The sequence below is a fragment of the Paenibacillus anaericanus genome, from assembly GCF_003994475.1.
In the GTDB taxonomy this organism is placed as follows: Bacteria; Bacillota; Bacilli; order Paenibacillales; family Paenibacillaceae; genus Fontibacillus; species Fontibacillus anaericanus.
The window spans coordinates 179,831-201,022 of record NZ_RZNY01000010.1; the positions used below are offsets into that span (position 1 = coordinate 179,831).

17 protein-coding genes are annotated in these 21,192 nt (G+C 40.8%); 14 read left to right on the forward strand and 3 right to left on the reverse strand.

The window, feature by feature from the left end; genetic code table 11:
- Positions 1–10: 10 nt before the first annotated feature.
- The 6 genes from EJP82_RS13900 to EJP82_RS13925 all read left to right on the forward strand — a co-directional run bounded on the left by EJP82_RS13900 (position 11) and on the right by EJP82_RS13925 (position 5,572).
- Positions 11–1,024, forward strand: coding sequence for a FecCD family ABC transporter permease (locus tag EJP82_RS13900; RefSeq protein WP_127192666.1), 1,014 nt, complete (start codon positions 11–13; stop codon positions 1,022–1,024).
- Positions 1,017–2,042, forward strand: coding sequence for a FecCD family ABC transporter permease (locus tag EJP82_RS13905; RefSeq protein WP_127192667.1), 1,026 nt, complete (start codon positions 1,017–1,019; stop codon positions 2,040–2,042). The genes EJP82_RS13900 and EJP82_RS13905 overlap by 8 nt, the downstream gene beginning before the upstream one ends.
- A 16-nt stretch (positions 2,043–2,058) precedes the next feature.
- The gene (locus EJP82_RS13910; RefSeq protein WP_127192668.1) at positions 2,059–2,898 is read left to right on the forward strand and encodes an ABC transporter ATP-binding protein; all 840 of its coding nucleotides are present in this window, start codon (positions 2,059–2,061) and stop codon (positions 2,896–2,898) included.
- Positions 2,864–3,658 (forward strand): alpha/beta hydrolase, encoded by a 795-nt coding sequence (locus tag EJP82_RS13915; protein ID WP_127192669.1) that lies wholly within the window; start codon positions 2,864–2,866, stop codon positions 3,656–3,658. Before EJP82_RS13910 ends, EJP82_RS13915 begins: the two co-directional genes overlap by 35 nt.
- Before the next feature lie 247 nt (positions 3,659–3,905).
- Complete coding sequence (locus EJP82_RS13920; protein ID WP_127192670.1) at positions 3,906–4,943, forward strand: NADH:flavin oxidoreductase/NADH oxidase; 1,038 nt, start codon at positions 3,906–3,908, stop codon at positions 4,941–4,943.
- Positions 4,944–5,137: 194 nt separating this feature from the next.
- A complete protein-coding gene (locus EJP82_RS13925; RefSeq protein WP_127192671.1) occupies positions 5,138–5,572 on the forward strand; it encodes a MarR family winged helix-turn-helix transcriptional regulator in 435 nt (144 codons plus the stop codon).
- A gap of 67 nt (positions 5,573–5,639) precedes the next feature.
- Here the strand turns inward: EJP82_RS13925 and shc are convergent, their stop codons facing one another.
- Together shc and EJP82_RS13935 are read right to left on the reverse strand one after the other, a co-directional pair.
- Positions 5,640–7,529, reverse strand: a complete 1,890-nt coding sequence (gene shc / locus EJP82_RS13930) for a squalene--hopene cyclase (RefSeq protein WP_127192672.1) — start codon at positions 7,527–7,529, stop codon at positions 5,640–5,642.
- Positions 7,530–7,706: 177 nt separating this feature from the next.
- The gene (locus tag EJP82_RS13935; RefSeq protein WP_127192673.1) at positions 7,707–7,907 is read right to left on the reverse strand and encodes an ABC transporter permease family protein; all 201 of its coding nucleotides are present in this window, start codon (positions 7,905–7,907) and stop codon (positions 7,707–7,709) included.
- Between the two features lie 188 nt (positions 7,908–8,095).
- Here EJP82_RS13935 and EJP82_RS13940 point away from each other — a divergent pair, with 188 nt between their 5' ends.
- Positions 8,096–8,422, forward strand: coding sequence for a FlxA-like family protein (locus EJP82_RS13940; RefSeq protein ID WP_127192674.1), 327 nt, complete (start codon positions 8,096–8,098; stop codon positions 8,420–8,422).
- A 7-nt stretch (positions 8,423–8,429) separates the two neighbouring features.
- Here the strand turns inward: EJP82_RS13940 and EJP82_RS13945 are convergent, their stop codons facing one another.
- Entirely contained in the window at positions 8,430–10,100 is a 1,671-nt protein-coding gene (locus EJP82_RS13945) for a histidine kinase N-terminal 7TM domain-containing diguanylate cyclase (RefSeq protein WP_127192675.1), read from the reverse strand.
- 330 nt (positions 10,101–10,430) lie between these two features.
- Between EJP82_RS13945 and EJP82_RS13950 the strand changes: the two genes are divergently transcribed.
- The 7 genes from EJP82_RS13950 to EJP82_RS13980 all read left to right on the forward strand — a co-directional run bounded on the left by EJP82_RS13950 (position 10,431) and on the right by EJP82_RS13980 (position 20,231).
- Positions 10,431–11,339 (forward strand): carbohydrate ABC transporter permease, encoded by a 909-nt coding sequence (locus tag EJP82_RS13950; RefSeq protein ID WP_127192676.1) that lies wholly within the window; start codon positions 10,431–10,433, stop codon positions 11,337–11,339.
- Between the two features lie 28 nt (positions 11,340–11,367).
- On the forward strand, positions 11,368–12,192 hold the full coding sequence (locus EJP82_RS13955; RefSeq protein ID WP_127192677.1) for a carbohydrate ABC transporter permease: 825 nt from the start codon (positions 11,368–11,370) through the stop codon (positions 12,190–12,192).
- A gap of 133 nt (positions 12,193–12,325) precedes the next feature.
- A complete protein-coding gene (locus EJP82_RS13960; RefSeq protein ID WP_127192678.1) occupies positions 12,326–13,684 on the forward strand; it encodes an ABC transporter substrate-binding protein in 1,359 nt (452 codons plus the stop codon).
- A gap of 117 nt (positions 13,685–13,801) precedes the next feature.
- On the forward strand, positions 13,802–15,586 hold the full coding sequence (locus tag EJP82_RS13965) for a sensor histidine kinase (RefSeq protein ID WP_127192679.1): 1,785 nt from the start codon (positions 13,802–13,804) through the stop codon (positions 15,584–15,586).
- Between the two features lie 9 nt (positions 15,587–15,595).
- On the forward strand, positions 15,596–17,197 hold the full coding sequence (locus tag EJP82_RS13970; RefSeq protein ID WP_127192680.1) for a response regulator transcription factor: 1,602 nt from the start codon (positions 15,596–15,598) through the stop codon (positions 17,195–17,197).
- Between the two features lie 6 nt (positions 17,198–17,203).
- Positions 17,204–19,129: a DUF2264 domain-containing protein gene (locus EJP82_RS13975; protein ID WP_246054129.1), complete on the forward strand. Its 1,926-nt coding sequence runs from the start codon at positions 17,204–17,206 to the stop codon at positions 19,127–19,129.
- Positions 19,110–20,231 (forward strand): glycoside hydrolase family 88 protein, encoded by a 1,122-nt coding sequence (locus EJP82_RS13980; protein WP_127192681.1) that lies wholly within the window; start codon positions 19,110–19,112, stop codon positions 20,229–20,231. Before EJP82_RS13975 ends, EJP82_RS13980 begins: the two co-directional genes overlap by 20 nt.
- The last annotated feature ends 961 nt before the right edge of the window (positions 20,232–21,192 follow it).

Below are 21,192 nucleotides of genomic sequence, written 5' to 3' on the forward strand. Positions count from 1 at the left end.
GGTGCGATATATGAGTACGAAGAAAACGAATTGGATACCAATTATGATATTGGCTATCTCCCCATTCTTCATACTCCTCGCCATCGTAATATCAGTTCTATACGGAACAAAGGATATATCTGCACTCACTGCATGGCAAGCGATTACGGAGTTCGATTCCAATAATGTTGATCACAATATTATTGTAGGTTCTCGCATTCCTCGCGTAGTCGCTGCTCTACTGGTGGGTGCTTTTTTAGCGGTGGCAGGGGCGATCATGCAAGGGATTACAAGAAATTACTTAGCTTCTCCTTCCATTATGGGTGTTAATGACGGATCTGCATTTGTCATTACATTGGCGATAGTCTTTTTCCCAGGCTTGTCCAATTACCAAATGATCATTTTATCTATGATCGGTTCGGCACTTGGAGCAGGCTTAGTATTTGGCTTTGGATCAGTTATTCGAAATGGACTATCTCCAGTTAGGCTGGCGATTATCGGAACTGTTATTGGTACTTTCCTAAGCAGTATCGCTTCGGCAATCGCATTGTTCAATCAAGTTTCGCAAACGGTTAGCATTTGGTACAATGCCAAAATTCATGCTGTTGATGTTGATATGTTAAGGATTGCCATTCCTTTTGGTATCATCGGGCTATTACTGGCATTGTTCACTTCCAAATCGGTAACCGTCGCTTCACTTGGGGAAGATATAGCGGTTGGACTAGGACAAAGAACCAAATGGGTTAAGGCGCTAAGCATGTTAGCTGTCGTATTCTTGACGGGAACGTCCGTGGCTCTAGTAGGGAAAATCGCTTTTGTTGGACTTGTGATCCCGCATATTGTCAGATTTATAGTGGGAGTAGATTATCGTTATGTTATTCCGTGTTCGGCGGTAGTCGGATCTATATTTCTTGCCTTCTGTGATATTATAAGTCGCTTCATCAATTACCCGTTCGAAACGCCAATTGGAATTGTCACCGCAGTCATTGGTGTACCCTTCTTTCTCTATCTAATTCGCACTAAAGGAGGGGAGAAGAGTGCTTAGAACAAATCGCTTTTTACTGACCTTATTTGTGATCTTTCTTTTAACATTTGGGGCATTTTATCTCCATATAACGAATGGTTCGTTTGATATGAGCATTTGGGATGTCATCAAAACCTTGTTGCGCATTGACCCTAACCCTAAACATGATCTCGTTATTTTTGAATTTAGACTTCCACGTATTGTTATTGCTATGCTCGTCGGAATTGGGCTTGGTATTGCCGGGACAGTGATGCAGGGAGTAACACGAAACGGTCTAGCTGATCCGGGCATTTTAGGTATTAACGCTGGGGCTGGAGCCTCCATTGTTCTATTCTTACTTCTCTTCCAAATGAAAGCTAAGCACATTACAGATGGTAGTTGGACATCTACTATGATGATGCCCCTTTTTGGTTTTGTAGGAGGAGCACTTGCAGCAGCACTCATCCTGATTTTTTCACGTAAAAATGGTCGAATGGATATGCAACGTTTGATTTTAACGGGAATTTCCATTAATAGTGGCTTTGGGGCGCTATCGATGTATATTTCCTTAAAAATGAATCCTCAGGATTTCGAGATGGCTGCGGTCTGGATGGTAGGTAGTATATACAATGCGAACTGGATATTCGTGTTGTCCATGCTTCCTTGGATCGTAATATTAAGCGTGATTATATATCGAAAGTCACATTTACTTGATTATTTTCAGCTTGAAGAAGGAACTGTTACTAGTCTGGGAATTTCCGTTGAGAAGGAAAAAATTATTTTGATTTTATGCAGTGTAGGGCTCATCAGCGCCTGCGTTTCTGTTTCTGGAAGCATTGGTTTTATCGGATTAATGGCGCCACATATCGCCAGAAGTCTTGTAGGGCTTCGTCATCGATTGATCATGCCCGTTAGTGCAGGAGTGGGAATGTTTCTATTAATAATCTCGGACTATATTAGTAAAACGGTGTTTGAACCATCGGAATTGCCAGTTGGTATTGTCGTGTCTATTATAGGCATTCCCTATTTCTTATACTTACTAGTCAAATCAAAGGCATAAGGAGGCTAGACAATAGATGCAGAATGTCATACGTATGGAAGACTTGAGCTCAGGTTATGAGAAAAATACGATCTTTGAAAATCTCAATACTTCGATTCAAGCTGGTAAAATAACCACGATTATCGGACCTAACGGCTGCGGTAAATCTACCTTGCTGAAAACAATTGGACGGATTTTGCAGCAAAAAAGCGGTAAGGTTTATTTGCAAGAGCAAGATATGCAATTACTCTCAACGAAGGAAATTGCCAAAAAAATAGCGATTCTCTCTCAGAATCCAATCGCCCCATCGGGGTTAAAAGTCGAAGAACTAATCTCATATGGTCGGTATCCACATCGTAAAAATGTCGGAAGGCTCGCTGCAAAGGATCAAGAAGTTATTCAGTGGGCGATGGATATTACACATACGACTGCTTTTAGGGCACGAGATATTGAGCAGCTCTCAGGTGGACAGCGGCAAAAAGTATGGCTAGCCATGGCATTAGCGCAGGAGACTAGTATCCTCTTGCTAGATGAACCAACAACCTATTTAGATATGGCTCACCAGCTTGAAGTATTACAAATTGTCCAAGCGCTAAATGAAGAGCATCAATGTACTATTGTTATGGTACTTCATGATATCAATCATGCTGCCCGCTTCTCTCATGAACTTATTGCCATGAAAGATGGGACGATTGTCAATCAAGGAAGTCCTTCAAGCATTTTGACAAATGAAGTTATGAGAGCGGTCTTTCAAATTGATGCGAAAATTATGCAAGATCCAGAAACAGGGACACCTATATGCTACAGCTACGATGTAATTGCAGAAAGGAAGGAAGAAAGCAATGGAAGTAACAAAACTCGTGCTCTCGCATTGTGATCATTTTCAGTTCCCGTCTCAGAAAGCTAGTTATACCTATGATATACGGGTTTACGTTCCTGAGGGAGAAGTCCCAACAGGGGGGTATCCCGTATTTTATGTGCTCGATGGTTGCTCCTATTTTCAAATTGCACGTGATGTTGTGCATCTTCAATCTCGAAACGCACCCAGAACACATGTTGATAAAGCTATTGTTATTGGAATAGGTCATCAGGAATCGGATACAACAAAGAGAAGATTTTATGACTTTACAGCACCTGCTGATGACTATATCTACCCTCCCCGCCTACAAGATAGCGAACTAGGACCACATGGGGGCGCAGTGGACTTTCTTGCTTTTATAGAACAAGAATTGATGCCGTATGTCCAACAGCATTACCCTATTCATAGTTCAAAGCAGTCTTTGTATGGTCACTCCTTGGGTGGTTACTTTTCATTATGGGTTAAATTTACAAGACCGGAGTTGTTCCAAACCTATCTTGCTGTCAGTCCGTCGGTCTGGTGGAACAATCATGAACTAATTCGTTATGCAGAGCAGTTTGCAGCGAATATGATGCCGTCTGAGCACAATAATATAATGATCACCGTTGGAGAAGATGAGGGTTTTATGATTGAGGATGCTGACAAACTGAGGGAGATTCTGCAAAAGTATCACCTTACGGTTGGAGCCTATGTAGCGCCCGAAGAAAACCATGCCTCCGTTGTTCCTACCACGATGAGCAGAATGTTTCGATTTGGCTGTGCCTCGGTGAAAGAATAATCATCTAGTAGAAGGTAGCCGGATCGGCAGCCAGAAATACTAATCCTGATAACCCCGAAGTGCAACGCTGCCAGCGTGGCACTTCGGGATTTTTTATAATAGTGGAGTACAGTGAGAGCTGGCTTGACAGTAAGTTACTTTATCCATATAATCAATGCATGAGCATACATTAAATTAAAGAGCGCTGTTCCTGCCATACTTAGAATATCCCAAACTAAGGGATTAGCGAAAAGGAGAGAAAGATATTATGAATCATTTATTTACACCTTATGAGTTAAAAGGTCTGAAATTAAAAAATCGGGTGGTTATGCCACCTATGTGTCAGTATTCTGTACCAGCGAAAGATGGAATAGCAACGGACTGGCATTACGTGCATTATGTAAGCCGGGCAATTGGTGGAACGGGTTTAATTATTGTTGAAATGACCGATGTGGAGCCAGATGGTCGGATTTCTGATTATGACCTCGGGATTTGGTCCGATGAACATATTCCTGCGTTGGCAAGAATCGTTGAGGCATGCCATTCCTATGGTGCTAAAGTGGGGATTCAAATTGGTCATACAGGACGTAAGGCGGAAGATGCAGCCGTTCCTGTAGCACCATCGGCTATTGCTTTTAACGAAAAATATAAAACGCCAAGAGAACTCACGACATCAGAAGTAAAAGAAATGGTTGAGAAGTTCCGTCTGGGTGTACAACGGGCAGTTAAAGCAGGATTTGATGTGATCGAGCTTCACGGTGCACATGGATATTTAATGCACCAATTCCATTCACCGTTAACTAACCGTAGATCAGATGAGTATGGACAGGATCTAACTCTATTCGGTACAGAAGTTATACGTGCTGCAAAAAGTGTGATGCCGGACGATATGCCATTGATTATGCGTATCTCTGCTATGGAATATGTAGAAGGTGGATATGGAATTAACGAGAGTGCGGAATTCAGTAAGGCATATAAAGAAGCTGGTGTGGATATGTTCCACATTAGTTCAGGTGGGGAAGGTGAAATTGCCGCTGCTGGTAGACCGGGTACGCATGCAGGTTATCAAGTTCCTCTGGCGAGAGAAATCAAGCAGCGCTTAGATGTTCCTGTTATTGCGGTTGGGAAATTGGATGAACCTGCACTGGCCAATGCTGTAATTGGTAATGAAGAAGCTGACCTTGTTGCGGTAGGACGGGGAATGCTAAGAAATCCACATTGGACGCTGGAAGCTGCGGTTCAACTTAACCAAGAGACAGACTTCCCTAGACAATATCAGTTTGGTTTTCCAAGAATAACGAAATAAAAAACTAAAACTAAGTTTGATGTCTTGGAGACCCACTTGATGGTGAAGTGGGTCTCTGTCTTTTATAAGAGAAGATGAATGGAGTACCATGGCGCTCATATGCTCGTTATATGATGAACCTAATGTTATAATATGAAAAAAGTAATATATAACTCATTCAACATTAGCTTTACGCTCTGGAAAGGATATATGACATGGGAAATGAAATTAATAATGACTATATAGGCACGTGGTTGTCGCTAACACATATACAAATGAACGTGGCCAATGAGCTAGAATCTAATCTGCTAGAACAACATCAATTGTCTTTAAAAGAATTTTACTTGCTTTTATTTTTATCTCAAGCACCTGAGAAAAAGCTTAAATTGCATCAATTGGAGTCTATGGTTTCCTTAAGCCAGAGTGCGGTATCCAGACTAGTCAGTCGTTTTGAAGCAAAAGGCTGCGGAGCATTACAAAAACATATTTGCGAAAATGACCGCAGAAATGTCTATACTTCATTGACACAACTGGGTCAGGACAAACTCAATAGGGCACGAGGGACTTTTAACGAAGTTTTATTAAGAGCTTTACCAGAAAAAGAATTAGAGGATCTACTGCAACAGTTACTTCAATTGAAACAACAATAAGATAGGACATCATTTACGAAAAATAAGGTAAATGATGTCCTATTATTTGTGCGTTCGCAACAATCCTTTAAGTCCCATACTTCCTTCTATAGTGACTCAGCGTAAGGAGCGGCCATATGTATCGGTAGCTGTGATAATGAATATAAATATAACCCGGAAGACCAGCACCTGTCGGATAAGTGGTAGTCCAATTATCCTCTTGCAGGGAAGCGATAAGTCTATTGATGCCTTTATTTATTGCAGCTGTTGGCTGCAAATGAACAGAGATGAGTGCGTCTAACGCCCATGCGGTTTGAGAAGGTGTACTTTCTCCTAAAGGAATGTAGAACTTGCGGCGATCACTTCTGCAGGATTCTCCCCATCCACCATCTTGGTTTTGTATACCTAATAGCCATTTCACTCCTTTTTGTATAGTTTCATGGTCAGAGGATATGCCTGTTGCCTTTAAGCCAGTCAGCGCAGCCCAAGTACCATAAATGTAACAAATCCCCCATCTTCCATACCAAGATCCATCCTTCTCCTGATGATGAATGAGCCAGTTAGTTCCCCTTTTGATGAAGTCATGCTTAGTCCCTAGTCCCGCAGAGTTCCCAAGATACTCCAAGGTGCGTCCAGTAAGGTCAGCTTCCGAGGGATCAATGGCAGCAGACTTGGCACCGTCTATTGCGAGCCATGTGAGTATTTCTTTATTTGTATTTTTTTCAAATGCTGGCCCGCCGCCGTCTTTATTTTGCATGGATATAATCCAATGAAGTCCACGATTCCACGAATCTAAATATGTTGAATCCGTATGGGATAAACTTTTGATTGCTCGTAAAGCAGCCGAAGTATCATCCACATCTGGGTTGAGGGTGTTGGTTTCTGAGAATCCCCATCCTCCGGGTATGGGATTAGGATTATGAATACTCCAATCTGCCAATTTGTTCTGCTGGTTGGAGAGCAGATACGCAGTAGCGCGACGAATCACGACATGGTCATCAGGAATTCCTGATTCCTGCATAGCGTAGGAGAGTAAAGCGGTATCCCATATGGTAGAGGGGGAGTTTTGAATCGTCGTTGTGCCGTTAGAGCGGAATTGCATAGCTGTTATGCCTTGCACGGCATGAGTGATTAGTTGATGCTGTTTATCGTAACCTAGGGCAAGTAGAGCGAAAATCATGAGAATTGTGCTGCTGGCATAGCTGTAGAGGGTACCGTCCGATTCAATGCGCTGCAAAATGAACTGTTCAGCTTTTGTTGTGGCAGCTTTATGAGTTTTATGAGGAGTTCCAAAGAGTCTGCTTAGGCCTTGTTGGATGTTGTCCTGCATCTCCTGAAATTCACGGGAATTCTGCTCCTCGACGTCATTACGTTGACTGATAAGTTCGCTTAGATCAGGTGTTTGGGTTGTTTGTATAGAAAAGTCTCGATCAGCCATGATTAGCATGGGGGTTAGATGGACTCTTGAGTATCCTGAAAACTCAAAAAAGTTGATTGGAAAAGAAGAGGGGAAAAGTAGAAGTTCTAGTGGGATGGAGGAGATAGATGTTGGCCATTTACTTTGTCCAGTAGCAGCAAGGATCGACTTGGTCAAAAGACTGTTGACTTTTCCGAGACCGCCCTTAGATTGTATATAACGTTTGGCCCGTTGCATCGTCTCGTCGGTTATTTGGCTATAACCGGAATAGAGAAGGGCATAATAGGCTTCAACTGTAGCTGATAAGTTTCCATCTTCTTCATCGGAGAACAATTTCCAACATCCATCAGGTTGTTGTTCGGCGAGAATTCGAGCATGTAACTGCTGAATAAGGACTTCGTTCTCTATGTTCAAAGTGCGAAAGAGAATGATTACATATGCATCTATGGTCGTTCCATTCTCAAAACAAAAACGCCAGGACCCATCTTGCTGCTGTTGCTCAATAAGCGCTTCCGTCAGTCGTTGAATTTCCTTATCTACCTGGTTTATAACATTACCCATTTCTTTGATACCTCCGAAATAAGTGATTTGTACCATTGTATGATGATGGGGGGAGGGAAATGAGGGAGGCTAAAGATGCAATCACGCTTCATCAATAAAAACAAGCTAACCACGTCCGCTGGACGTGGTTTCTGTTTATGTTGGTGGATTAAGTAGAGCATCGATTAATAGATCTGGTTAACCTTTGATTCCCGTCGTCGCAATGCCTTCGGTGAAGTATCTTTGTCCAACCAAAAAGATAATTGTAGCGGGAATAATCATAATCATTGTACCAGCCATAATGAGGTGCATCGGAGATGTAAGGCTACTACGTAGTGTTGATAACCCAAGTGCCACCGTGTACATATCCTGGTCGTTCAAGTAGACGAGTTGATTCAAGAAGTCATTCGTACGGTTCTTTGAGATGTATTAGAGGGATAAGGTAGAGAAAGCCCAAGCAGAAATTTGCTTGGGCTTTCTCTAGGTATAAGCGATATACAAGACAGCACACTTTAATTTTTTTTGTAATAACCGATATTAAAGGTAGTGCTTATTCTATATATAATAATTATTGAGGAGGAATCGGAATGAATATTTCATCGTCAACATCGGGTCAAGTTTCTAATTCAGCGGCTGGCACTAGAGATATCGACAGTCAAATTAAACAATTGCAGAAACGTAAAACTGCATTAGTTAAGGAAGTTTCTGAGGTTGTGAGCAGTGGGAAACTGGATAAAGCTGCACAAGATAAGCTGGATGCTTTGAGTCAGCAAATAGCTTTGATTGATATGCAGATCACAGCATTGATGACCAAGAAAACCCAAATCGAGATCGAGAAACAAAAAAACGATGCCAATGCATTGCAGCATAAAGAAGAGACAAGTGTGCTGAATAAGATTGATATAAAAATTTAGCTCTATCTTACCCAACTATACTAACAATCCGATTTCGACCTTCACTTTTCGCTTGATATAAGGCTTTGTCTACGGATTCAAACAATTCATTTAGGATTGTCTTGGGATTGTTTGAAGGTTCTTTCAAAAACTCATGAATAGAGAGAAAGCCCATACTTACTGTAATCGATAGTGGAAAGGCTACGTTTTTAATGGTAACTTTATTCGATTCAACAGCAAATTTAACCCGTTCAGCTATGATATTAGCCTGAGCTTGATCCGTATTGGGTAAGTAGATTATAAATTCTTCTCCACCATAACGAGCTAGAATGTCACTTTTCCTCAGTGTTTGATTAATTGCTTCGACAGTATTACATAACACGTCATCACCGACCAAATGTCCGTAATTGTCATTAACTGATTTGAAAAAGTCGATATCCAATAAAAATAATGCAAATGGAAGCTGATATTTCATATTCATCATCACTTCGTGCTCTAATCGTTGTGTCAGATAATGGCGATTGTAACAACCTGTCAGACTATCGGTTATAGCCATTTGCTCAAGTTTCTGATTGGTCTGAAAAAGTTCATGCTGAATTCCAATTAACGATTGATTGCGAACTTGGAGGATCTCATTCTGGAAATTTGTCTCATCAATGAGACGATGAAGCTCACTCGTATCCTGAAAAGTAAGAATTCGTCCAACCATGATATTGCTAACCATAATCGGTGCAACATGAATTTTGATATGGCGATGATCAATTATATTAAACTTCACTTCGATTTCTGCTCTCTCTCGAGGTCGTTCTCGGTAAGATTGAAGGAATAATCGAACCTCGCTATCAGCATCCTCTTGTGTGAGGATGGTTCCAATTTCGAAACGATCACCTAATTGTAAATTGATATAGGGAGACATCGACTGATTAGTCTCTACGACGGTTTCGTTATCATCAAGTACCAGAATTCCTAGTATGAGTGTGTCAATAATATCTTGATGAGCTATGGTTACGATATCAAATACTTTATAGCGACGGATTGCAATGACGAAAAAGCAAGCAGACAGAAGTATACCGAGAGATGTCAATCCTGGAATAACTGGTAGGGGTAACGGGGGAACGACATTAAGGAATATGTCCAAAAATATGAATGCAGTCATCACTAGGATCCCTTTGCGCATTTGAATAACTGGTTTTTTGATCCGAGAACTTTTTTCTGATTTTAATGCTAGATACATGAAGTAGAGCGAAACTATTAGATAACCTATGAAAATAGAAGCAATACACCAAAAAAGCGGTCCATAAGCTCTCTGAACATATCCCCCATCTACAGGTTGGACGAACATTGATTTTGGATTAAATATCGCGACGAGTGTTACTAATATAACAGGAACATAAATCATTAAGGATATTTTTCTCGTAAGAAACTTGGAGTGACCGGTTAGAAAAAGGGTGAAAAGTAGCCATCCAACGGCGAGCAGAGTCATATTAATAAAAGCAAACTGTACATAGAATAATTGCAACTGGGCGTTATCCGTAGTTTTTATAACAAACTGGCAGAAAGGCCATAACATCATAGAGAAGTGGAATGCTAAATAAACTTTATGTAAGTTAGTGATTGTAACTGAAGCAAATACATAGATAAAAAGAGCAAACAATAGAAAGAATACGATTAAGTCAATCCAAACCATGGGGCCCAACATATTACCCTCCTAAAGTGACATTAGTCATTTTAAATTTGAATTTGGAAAAAGTCACCATCCATATACTAATATATAAGCTGAGAGAAAATAACACAACATAATTAAGTTATCCCAGAGAATCCATATTTTCGGGTTCCCTTTTACGAGATTTGAAAATTGAATCTATTAATTGAAGCTTCCCTAAAATTTCTAAATACTGGGGTAGCTTTTTTTCGTGTACAGATAAGTGGAAAAGTAAAAATAGTTTCAAATCACACATTTCTATTGCTTATGAGTTGAGTTGGTTTTTTCTACAATGGGAATATAATCACACCTTTGAGGAGGAAAAACATGAAACGGGGAAAAAAACTCGCCCATCTAAGTATGGGGGCAAGGGAGCAATTTGCAGGCTATTTGTTCGTTGCTCCTTTAATGATCGGACTTATTGTTCTTACGTTAATTCCTGTTGTAGCATCTCTACTACTTAGTTTCACGAATTGGAACTTCGTAGCTGGAATTGGTGCCATTGAATTTGCAGGGCTAAATAACTTCGTTAGATTATTTCATGATGATGTATTTATGAAGAGTTTACTGAATAATTTAATCTTCATTATTACCGTACCCATTACTCTGGTCGTTTCGCTTATATTAGCGATTCTAATAGACAAACATGTCTATTTTAAGGGTGCCTTTAAAGTTATCTATTTCTTACCTTATATTTCTAGTGTCGTAGCGTTAGCCATGGTGTGGCAAGTTCTCTTTCACCCTTCACTTGGGCCTGTAAATAATTTCTTGATGTCGATCGGTTTTGATAATCCACCGAAATGGCTAGCAGATATTGATTATGCTTTACCTTCATTAATGATGATTCAGGTTTGGATTATGTTAGGGTACAACATCATTATCTTTATAGCGGGTTTGCAAAGCATTCCGAAAGATCTATATGAAGCTGCTGATATTGACGGGGCAAACACATGGGTGAAATTCCGAAGTATTACGGTACCATGTATTTCTCCAACTACTTTCTTCTTGCTTGTTACGGGAATCATTGGTACGTTCAAAATCTTTGATTTGATTCAGGTCTTAACACAAGGTGGACCAGCGAATTCAACGTCCGTCATTGTATATGAGTTATATGATACGGCTTTTAACCAACTGAAAACGGGATATGCATCTAGTATGGCGCTCATTCTGTTCCTCATCTGTCTGATCATCACCGGTCTGCAAATGTTAGCACAAAAAAAATGGGTGAACTACTAAGTTCCTTCGGAAAGGGGAGAAACACAGAATGAAAACATTGAATTTCTCAAAGTTATTGTGGACAATCGTCATGGCACTGCTCGGAATATTGTTTATACTACCGTTCTTCTGGATGATTTCGACATCGTTTAAGTTTGAAACGGATGTATTTAAATTCCCGATCGAATGGATTCCGAGTAAGTGGAATGCGCTCGAAAACTATAAGGAAGTATGGACAGGGGATTTTGTACAATATTATTTAAACTCCATCTACATAACAATTTCTACAACCGTTATCAATGTATTTGTCTGTGCATTAGCAGCGTATGGATTTTCTAAATTACGTTTCCGTGGCAGAGACGCAATGTTTGTACTTGTACTTGCTTTGTACATGGTTCCGCCGCAAGCTTCACTAGTTCCTCAATTCTTATTGTTCAATTGGTTGAATTTAATAGACACACATGCGGGTCTGATCTTGATTAATAGTTTCAGTATTATAGGAGCATTCATGCTTCGTCAGTTTTTTATGGGCGTGAGTAACGAGTTTTTGGAATCAGGTAGAATGGACGGGGCAGGACATTTTCGTTCCTTCTTTCAAATTGCCCTCCCACTCATTCGTCCGGGGATAGCTACCTATGCCATCCTACGTTTTATCTGGACTTGGAACGACTATCAATATCCGCTTATTTTCTTGAAATCGAAAGAGCTATTTACCATTCAGCTTGGAATCCGGTTGTTCGGCGACCAATATGGTGATGTCTACTCCTTAATGATGGCGGGTGCTGTCTCGGCAATCTTGCCGTTGCTCATTATTTTTGCGATAGGTCAGAAGCAAGTTATTGAAGGGATTTCACTTGGTGGAGTTAAAGGATAAACAAGTCAAAATAGTTTGTCTTCAGTAAAATTTGAGAACTTCGTATAAAAAGTCATCGTGGTAGGATGTGTTTGTAAGCACTTACAGTTTGGTTGCAAACAAAAAAAGATCGATACTATTTAGGAGGGTCCACATGAAAAAGAGATTATCTTCAACGATTGTATGCTTGTCGTTAGCATTGCTCGTGTCTGCTTGCGGGAGCAACAATGGGGGTTCGAATTCGGCAGCTCCAGAATCTAGCCCAGCGAATAAAGGGACAGAGGCTGCTACAGAGCAAGTGACAATAAAAATAAGCACTTGGCAAACCGATGCAAAAGCGAAATGGAGCAGTATTATTCCAGAGTTTGAGAAGAACCACCCGAATATTAAAGTGGAACTTGATCTATTGAATGAAAAAGGTGATTCGATTGCTTCCATGCAAAAATTAGACTTAATGGCAGCGTCCAATGATCAACTTGATATCATTGAATTACCCTATACGAACTATTCACAACGTGCGGATATTGGTCTACTGGAACCACTAGAAAGCTATATTGAGAAAGATGGCTATAAGTATGAAGAAGAATATCTAGTAGATACCAAAGTGAATGGCAAAATCTATGCCTTACCTTCTTCCATGCAGCGTTGGTTCGTTCTCCTGAATAAAGAAATGCTAGATGAGGCTGGATTACCTGTTCCAACGAATTGGACTTGGGATGAGTTCATGGAGTATGCTCAGAAATTGACTCAAGGTGAAGGTGCAACCAAACGTTATGGTGCATATTTGCACAACTGGCCTGATTACTTCCAATTGCAATTAATGAGTAAACCAACCGATAATACCTACTTGAAAACAGATGGAACTTCCAATGCAACGGATCCAATTCTTAAGGCAAACTTAGAAATGATGAAAAAGATGATGTATGAAGATAAGAGCGCGAGTATGTATGAAGATATCATTTCGCAGAAGCTTGCTTATCGGAATCAATACTTCAATAAATTAGCTGCAATGCTACCTATGGGTGACTGGATGGTAGCAGAATCCGGTGGTACAGATGCCATTCCAGCAACATTCGTAACTGCATTTGCACCACTTCCTAAATTGGAAGGGGAGAGTAACCACTACTCACCAGTTCAGCCGACTTACATGGGTGTATCATCAAAGTCTAAGAACAAACAAGCAGCGTATGAATTTGTTAGATGGTATACTTCAGAGGGCTTGGAAATTGGTGGACGTGTATTCTCTGGATGGGCAAAATCAGATACGAATAAGCTTGTTGATACAATCGTAAGCGGTTCGAAAGATCCTTCTAAAATTGATGTAGAATCTTTGAAATATACGATGACTAATACGGTTCCGGGCGATGCTCCAGTACCAGAGAAATACGCAGACGAAGCGAAGAACAGCGTTATTCCTGAAGCAGAGTTGTACATTCTTAATAAACAAGATATCGATACAACAATCACTAATATTGATAAGAAAATTTCAGATGTTGTGAAGAATAATCAATAGTAACCATTTAAGTTATTCATGTTGATGCATTAGGCAAAAGGATTTACAATTTAGGGGCAGGGGAAAGTTTTGGTAATCCCTGCCCTAATTTTAATTCAGACTAGAGGCCAGCATCCAGTGAAAATCAGACAGCTTTCATTACGCAATAAGTTAGTAGGGTCGGCAGTCATTTGTTTGTTAATACCGTTGATTGTTGTTTATCTTGTTACAAACTATTTGACACGGGATCTAATCTTGGATAAAGCGATCTCTACCGCTGAGGATACATTAAAAGTTTCTAAATCCGATGTAAACCGTGTTTTTGACCAAATGCTAGAAATATCGAACTTTGTGTTAATGAACAATGAAATCAGGCAAATGCTATTAGTAGATCCGAGCAAACTTGGGTCCGCAGAGAATAGAGCAGATACCATTATCAGTAGTAGTCGTTTATCACGGTTTCTAGACGATCTTGTTCTTCCTAATAAAGACTTTTATGTGACTATCCTAGGGGAAAATAATTATATATATACGAGTTATTCTTACAGCGATTACAATCCCGTGCAATTATATGAGCAGAATTGGTTCTCCGAGCTAGATAATATACCAAACTTTTCTACGTATTGGCTTGGACAACAAAACATTTATTATAATAAGTCAGATTTGAACTCATCCAATTGGGTGACAATCGGACGACCTATCAAAACAACTGCAGCTAACCCGATTGGGTATGTAGTTGTTACTGTTAATGAACGGATAATTCATCCTTATTTAACGCAGAGTTCGGATCAAGATACCTTTTTATTAGATGATGATGGTGTGGTCGTATCACATGTTGATTCAACTAAAATTGGGGAAAAGATGTCTTGGTGGAAGGAAGATGAATCATCCAAGACAATCGAAATTGATGGCGCAAAGTATATATATGTGGCACAAGACCTGGACAGTAACAATTGGCGGATAGTCAGTCTTATCTCACTTTCGTCGGCCGTTGCCAAGAACAAGCATATATTATTCGTTAGTTTCGCAGTGCAAGTTCTATTTTCTCTTGTCTTCTTTGTATTATTGACACTACTTATTTCTAGGTTTACAAAACCTATAGCGAACTTGATTCGCTTTGTGAAGAAGATTGGACGAGGGCAGTTAGATCTTCGTTCTGGAATAAGCGGACAAAATGAAGTGGCGCATCTTGCGGGGACGATAGATTATATGCTAGACCAAATTCAATCGATGATTGAGCAAATTACGGTGGAACAAACGAAAAAACGGAAAGCTGAATTGGAAATGCTTCAGGCTCAAATTAATCCGCACTTTATGTTCAATCTACTGAACTCGATTAGGCTGAATATATTGATTCAAGGTGATAAGGAAAGTGCGGAACTCATAGGCTCTCTATCTTCTCTATTACGAATGACTTTTAATCGAGATAATGAATTTATTCCGCTGGAAGAAGAGGTCGACACTGTCTCTCATTATGTAAGATTAATGAATTTCCGCCATGCTAATCAGGTAAGATTCGAGGTTAAATTCGCTTCTGAACAATGCGGGGATGCAAGGGTTCCCAGGTTTATGATTCAACCTCTAATTGAGAACGCAATCATTCATGGGTTTGAACAATTTGATGGAGAAATCTTTATAGATGCTAATATTCGAGAAAATAATGGATCCGAGTTGTTGCAGATTTTCGTTCGCGATAACGGTATTGGTATGACAGAGGACAAACTAAATGGCCTTCAAGCCAAGCTAGACGATTATGAGGAATCAGGGGATCTGGAGAAAAAGGGCTTCTCAGGTATAGGTGTAAAAAATGTCGTTCAACGATTGCGCTTAATATACGGTGATCAGTTACATGTGGATATTCAAAGTGAACATAACGTAGGTACGGAAATCACATTAGAGTTTCCATTAGAGATTAGGGAGTAGGCGAATATCATGTTGACAGCAATTCTCGTTGATGATGATTATCCAGTTTTACGATATCTTTCGCAGACGGTTACTTGGGACGCTTTAGATATTGAGCTTATAGGTTGTTATTCCAACGGACTTGAAGCTTGGGAAGCAACGCAGATATCCCCACCGGATATTGTGATTACGGATATTGGGATGCCGAAGATGAATGGCCTAGAGATGCTAGAAAAGCTTCGCTCGGTCAATCCAAACCTCAGGGCTGTCGTATTGTCTTGTCATAATGAATTTCACTTTGCACAGCAAGCGCTAAAATTACAGGTGAATGATTATATTCTAAAAGAAAGTATGGACGTAGGACATCTGCAACAAGTATTACATAAGATATCGATTGACTTAAATTTGGAGAAGAAGACATCAGCCGAAATGCTGCTGTATAAACGGAAGGAATCACTTAATAAATCAGCGCTCAAGGAAAAGTTCTTGAAGGACACACTTTATCAAACGTCTTGTAAAAAAGAGTTGTGGATTGAACAAGCCCGGATACATGGGATTACTGTAGATGCAATGTATTATATCCCGATGGTCGTATCCGTAGATCGGCTGTTAGATGTAACTCTATCTCGGAAAATGAACGATTATACGATTGTTTTTGCGGTTGAGAACATACTTCAAGAAATATTAACTTTGAATCACCGTTGTGAGATTTTTCAGCATAGCAATAAAGAATTAGTTGTGCTATTCTGCTGTGATGAACCAGATAAGGAGCAGCAATTACTTAAATATTCCGCTAAGCAAAGTATTTCTGCTATACAACAGTATTTAAAAATATCAGTTTCCTGTTTCGTAGGACGTGAGACTCATAATCCAGAGGAACTGCGGAAGATTCTGTTGCCGATGCTTAAAGAACCAGGGCACCGCTTCTATTTAAAAGAATCAACGGTCCACCGTTTTGAAAAGGCAACATTCGCTGAAGTGGATATGTATACAGAATATTCAAGTTACTATTCTGCTATAAATGATATGTTAGCTTTGAATCAACCTGAGGAGTTACAAGCTACATTATCTAGTTGGGATGAATGGGTGAGAACTGAACGGTTTCGTCCGAGTGATGTGAAAGAATGGACATTACAATTGTTGATGGAACTACAGATGAAAACCAAGTTAACATTGCAGTATCAACCCGATATATCGGAAGAGAAATTATACGATGTGGTCAATTCGATCGAAAGAATAGATCATCTACAGCAATGGATCAGTCAATACTTCAAACAAATTTTCCGGAAAATGAGTTTGGTTGCTGTTCACTCTAAGCGGGCGGAAATCATCAAAGCACAACAATATGTAATTCAACATGTGACAGAGAAAATCACGTTAGAAGAGATGGCAAGCTATCTGAATTTGAACTCAAGCTATTTTAGTCGTTTATTCAAACGAGAGACCAATTATAATTTTATTGAATATGTGAATATGATGAAGTTGCAAAAAGCTAAGGAATTACTCCAGCAATCCAACAAAACGGTTGAAGACATATCTGATTATTTGGGTTATGCCAATAAAAGTTATTTCATTAAGTTATTCAAACGAGAAATTGGGATGAGACCGAGCGAATATTCGACTTGGAATTAAAATGCCATGGGGCAGGATAGGGATGAGCAGATGGAGCAATTACAGAATGAGTTAACATGGATAAAGTTCATGACAAAAGCCGACTTGCAGCAAGCCGTTACAGAGACATTGAAACCGTTGAAAGGTCGATTTACAGCAGGATTTGCTGGCCTGAAACTTGGAGCAACGGGTGCGGTTTACAATGAAGCCATCGCACTTATGGAAGCGTTTGCCCGTCCGCTCTGGGGATTGATTCCCCATGCAAGTGGTGGCGGTGAATCTGATCTGTGGCCGATGTACATACAAGGGATTATTCATGGTACCGATCCTGACCATGCAGAATATTGGGGAGATTTCGGTACTAAAGACCAACGGATGGTTGAACAGTCCGTGCTTGGATTAGGGTTAGCGCTAGCTCCGCATCAAATTTGGGATCCACTTGATGATCAGCAGAAAGATCGCTTATACCAGTGGCTTAACCAGATTAATTTAGTAGATCGTTCGAATCCAAACAATTGGCTGATGTTTACTGTACTCGTGAATATCGGGTTTAAAAAAGTCGGGTTACCTTATAATCAAGAAATTATGGATAAGTATCTCGATACGATTGATACCTATTATTTAAGTGATGGATGGTATTCGGATGGTAATACAGATCAACGAGATTACTATATTCCTTTCGCTATGCATTTCTACTCGCTCATTTATGCACATTTAATGGGAGAAGACGACCCTGAACGTGCGATACGTTATAAGGAACGTGCCGTGCTATTTGCACAGGAATTTATGTACTGGTTCGCCGAGGATGGTAGTAGTATCCCCTTTGGTCGGAGTATGACGTATCGTTTTGCTCAAGTATCGTTCTGGAGTGCACTTGTATATGCAGATGTTCAACCATTCCCACTTGGGGTTATGAAGGGAATCATCATGCGTCATTTGCGGTGGTGGTTTGAACAACCTATGTTTACGTCAGATGGCATACTTAGTGTGGGCTATGCTTATCCGAACTTAATTATGGGAGAGAGCTATAATGCACCAGGTTCTCCTTACTGGTCTTTCAAGGCGTTCCTTATTCTTGCCTTACCAGATGAGCATCCATTCTGGCAAGTGGAGGAGGAAGCATTGCCAGAGTTGAAGCCTTTATATGCACAACCGCATGCACGGATGACGATTTGTCGCCCCGAAGGGAATAAGCATGTTATCGCATATGGATCAGGTCAAATGGCTAACTTTGAAATGGCGCATACCGCAGCCAAATATTCAAAATTCGCTTACTCAACATTGTTTGGATTCAGTGTTCCCAAGGGATATTACGGTCTCGTACAAGGCGCTTATGATTCTACTCTAGCGCTCAGCGAATGTGATGAACATTATCGAGTGCGGCGCTACTGTGAAGAATTCCGCATTGAAGAGCAAGTAGTTTACTCTCGTTGGTTACCTTGGCAAGATGTAGAGGTGCGGACTTGGATTATACCCGCTGGCATGTGGCATGTTCGAATCCATCAGATTCGAAATGGACGCAATTTGGATGTAGCAGAAGGCGGGTTTGCCATTCAACCGCCGAAGGATTTTGGAATTAGCGACGAAGACATGATCGTCTCCGTAGAGAAGGGAATATCAGCTCATTTACCTTGGGGCATCAGTGGGATCGTAAACCTCGAAGGTTTCGGTGAAGCGCAAATGATCTATCCTGATCCCAATACGAATTTACTTAAACCGCGTACAGTGATTCCAACTTTGAGTAATCGCTTGTTAGCAGGAGAACATTGGCTGAGTTCTGCCGTGTTCGGTGCGACTTATTGTGAACAAAATGTGGCTCAGTGGACGACCCCACCCATAGTAGAACGTGATCCAGAAGGTAGAATCACGGTACGTGATTCGAAGTCTAGCATTATATATTATTCTGCAGATATTACAAAGGAGCTGGAAACGTATGTGGCAAGCAGCAATTGAAGATGCAATCCTTAAGGTGAAAGCTAATATTATCAAGCACCCTGGTAAACTACCGCATATTACGGAAGGGCAATGCTATGAATGGGGAGACAATGACGATTGGATCGAAGGCTTCCACATTGGGATGATGTGGCTTGCTAATGAATATGGTCAGGACCCATTCTACAAAGAAGCAGCTGAGTCATATCTTGCCAACTTTAAAGACCGTTTGGATCGGCATGTAGCATTGGATCATCATGATATTGGGTTCTTATACTCATTGTCTGCTGTTGCGCAGTGGAAGATAACAGGGAGTGAAGAAGCTCGTGCTGTCGCCCTGTCGGCAGCTGATACGCTAGTTGCACGTTGGCGCCCTAAAGCAGGGATCATACAGGCATGGGGGAAAGAAGGAGATCCCGAAAACGGTGGACGCATCATCATTGACTGTTTATTGAATTTGCCATTGTTGTTCTGGGCTTATGAGCAAACTGGGGAAAAGCGTTACTACAAGATCGCATATGAGCATGCGTTGAAAAGTCAAAAGTTCTTGGTACGTGGAGATGCTTCGTCCTATCATACATTTTATTTTGATCCAGAAAATGGACATGCTTTACGTGGAGGTACGCATCAAGGATACCAAGATGGGTCAACATGGACACGTGGACAAGCTTGGGGAATCTATGGATTTGCACTTGCCTATCGGTATACCAAGAATGCTAGTTTCTTAGATACATCTAGAAGAATGGCCCACTACTTTATAGAGCATTTACCGGAAGATCACGTTGCCTATTGGGATTTCGATGTACCCGTTGATAGTGCGACACCACGGGATAGCTCGGCTTCTGCAATAACCGCTTGTGGCCTTCTAGAATTATTAGAATTGATAGGTGAGAACGATCCAGATCGTAATGTATTCGAAGCAGCCCTTCAGAACAGCATGGAATCTTTAGTGAAAAATTACGCGACCACAGACCTCCCAGATGCAGAAGGCTTGTTGAAGCATGGTTCCTACCATGTTAGAGGAGATCGGGCGCCAGATGATTACATGATCTGGGGCGATTATTATTACCTTGAAGCTTTGGTGCGGATGGAAAAAGGCATTAAAGGATATTGGTACGAATAGTAGGGTTTTGCTGTACACAAATAGAGAAACACGCCAAATGTGGCGTGTTTCTTTATTTGTAATTCTTGAAGGTTTCTTGTGGGGGCTCGGCACAGGGGAGTACAAAGAGATGAGAAGATGAACGGATGACAGATTAGAAGATGAACAGATGAACAGATGAGGAACCGTACTGAGAAAGCGATAGGACGTGAACCAAAAATTTGAAAGATCAAGAAACGGAGGAACTAGAGGTCGAGAAAAAGGGTAACCAAGAAACCGATGAACTGATGAACCAAGGACCAAGAGCCCAAGAGCCCAACTAACAAAGAAGCCAAGTAACCAAGAACTTAGAGGTTTGAGACTGAAATATGCCGTTAAGTGGACTCCGCAAAGGTAAGTTTCAAGGTGAGCGGACATAGGATCCCCTATTCACCTTTTTTAGGCCTATTTTTGAGTTATGCGGACATGAGATCCGTTATTCGCCTCATAGACATCATAATCAGGGATAATTGGGCAAATAGCGGAACCAGTGTCCGCATAGATCACAAAACAGGGGTATTTCCAGGGAATAACGTACTCAATGTCCGCTCACCAGTTCACGCATCAGAGTATGTGATACCGCCACACACAAGTCCACGCATCAGAGTATGGTTTACCGCCAACACACACAAGTCCTCGCATTAGAGTATGGTTTACCGCTACACACAAGTCCTCGCATTAGAGTATGGTTTACCGCCACACACAAGTCCTCGCATTAGAGTATGGTTTACCGCCACATACAAGTTCTCGCAATAGAGTATGGTTTACCGCCACACACAAGTTCTCGCATCAGAGTAAGGTTTACCGCCAAACACACAAGTTCTCGCATTAGAGTATGTGATACCGGCACACACAAGTTCACGCATTAGAGTATGTTTGGACCTCTGTCAAAAAAGTGGACACTACCTTAAGGGAATTAAGCAGATTTCTTCTGAAACTGTGC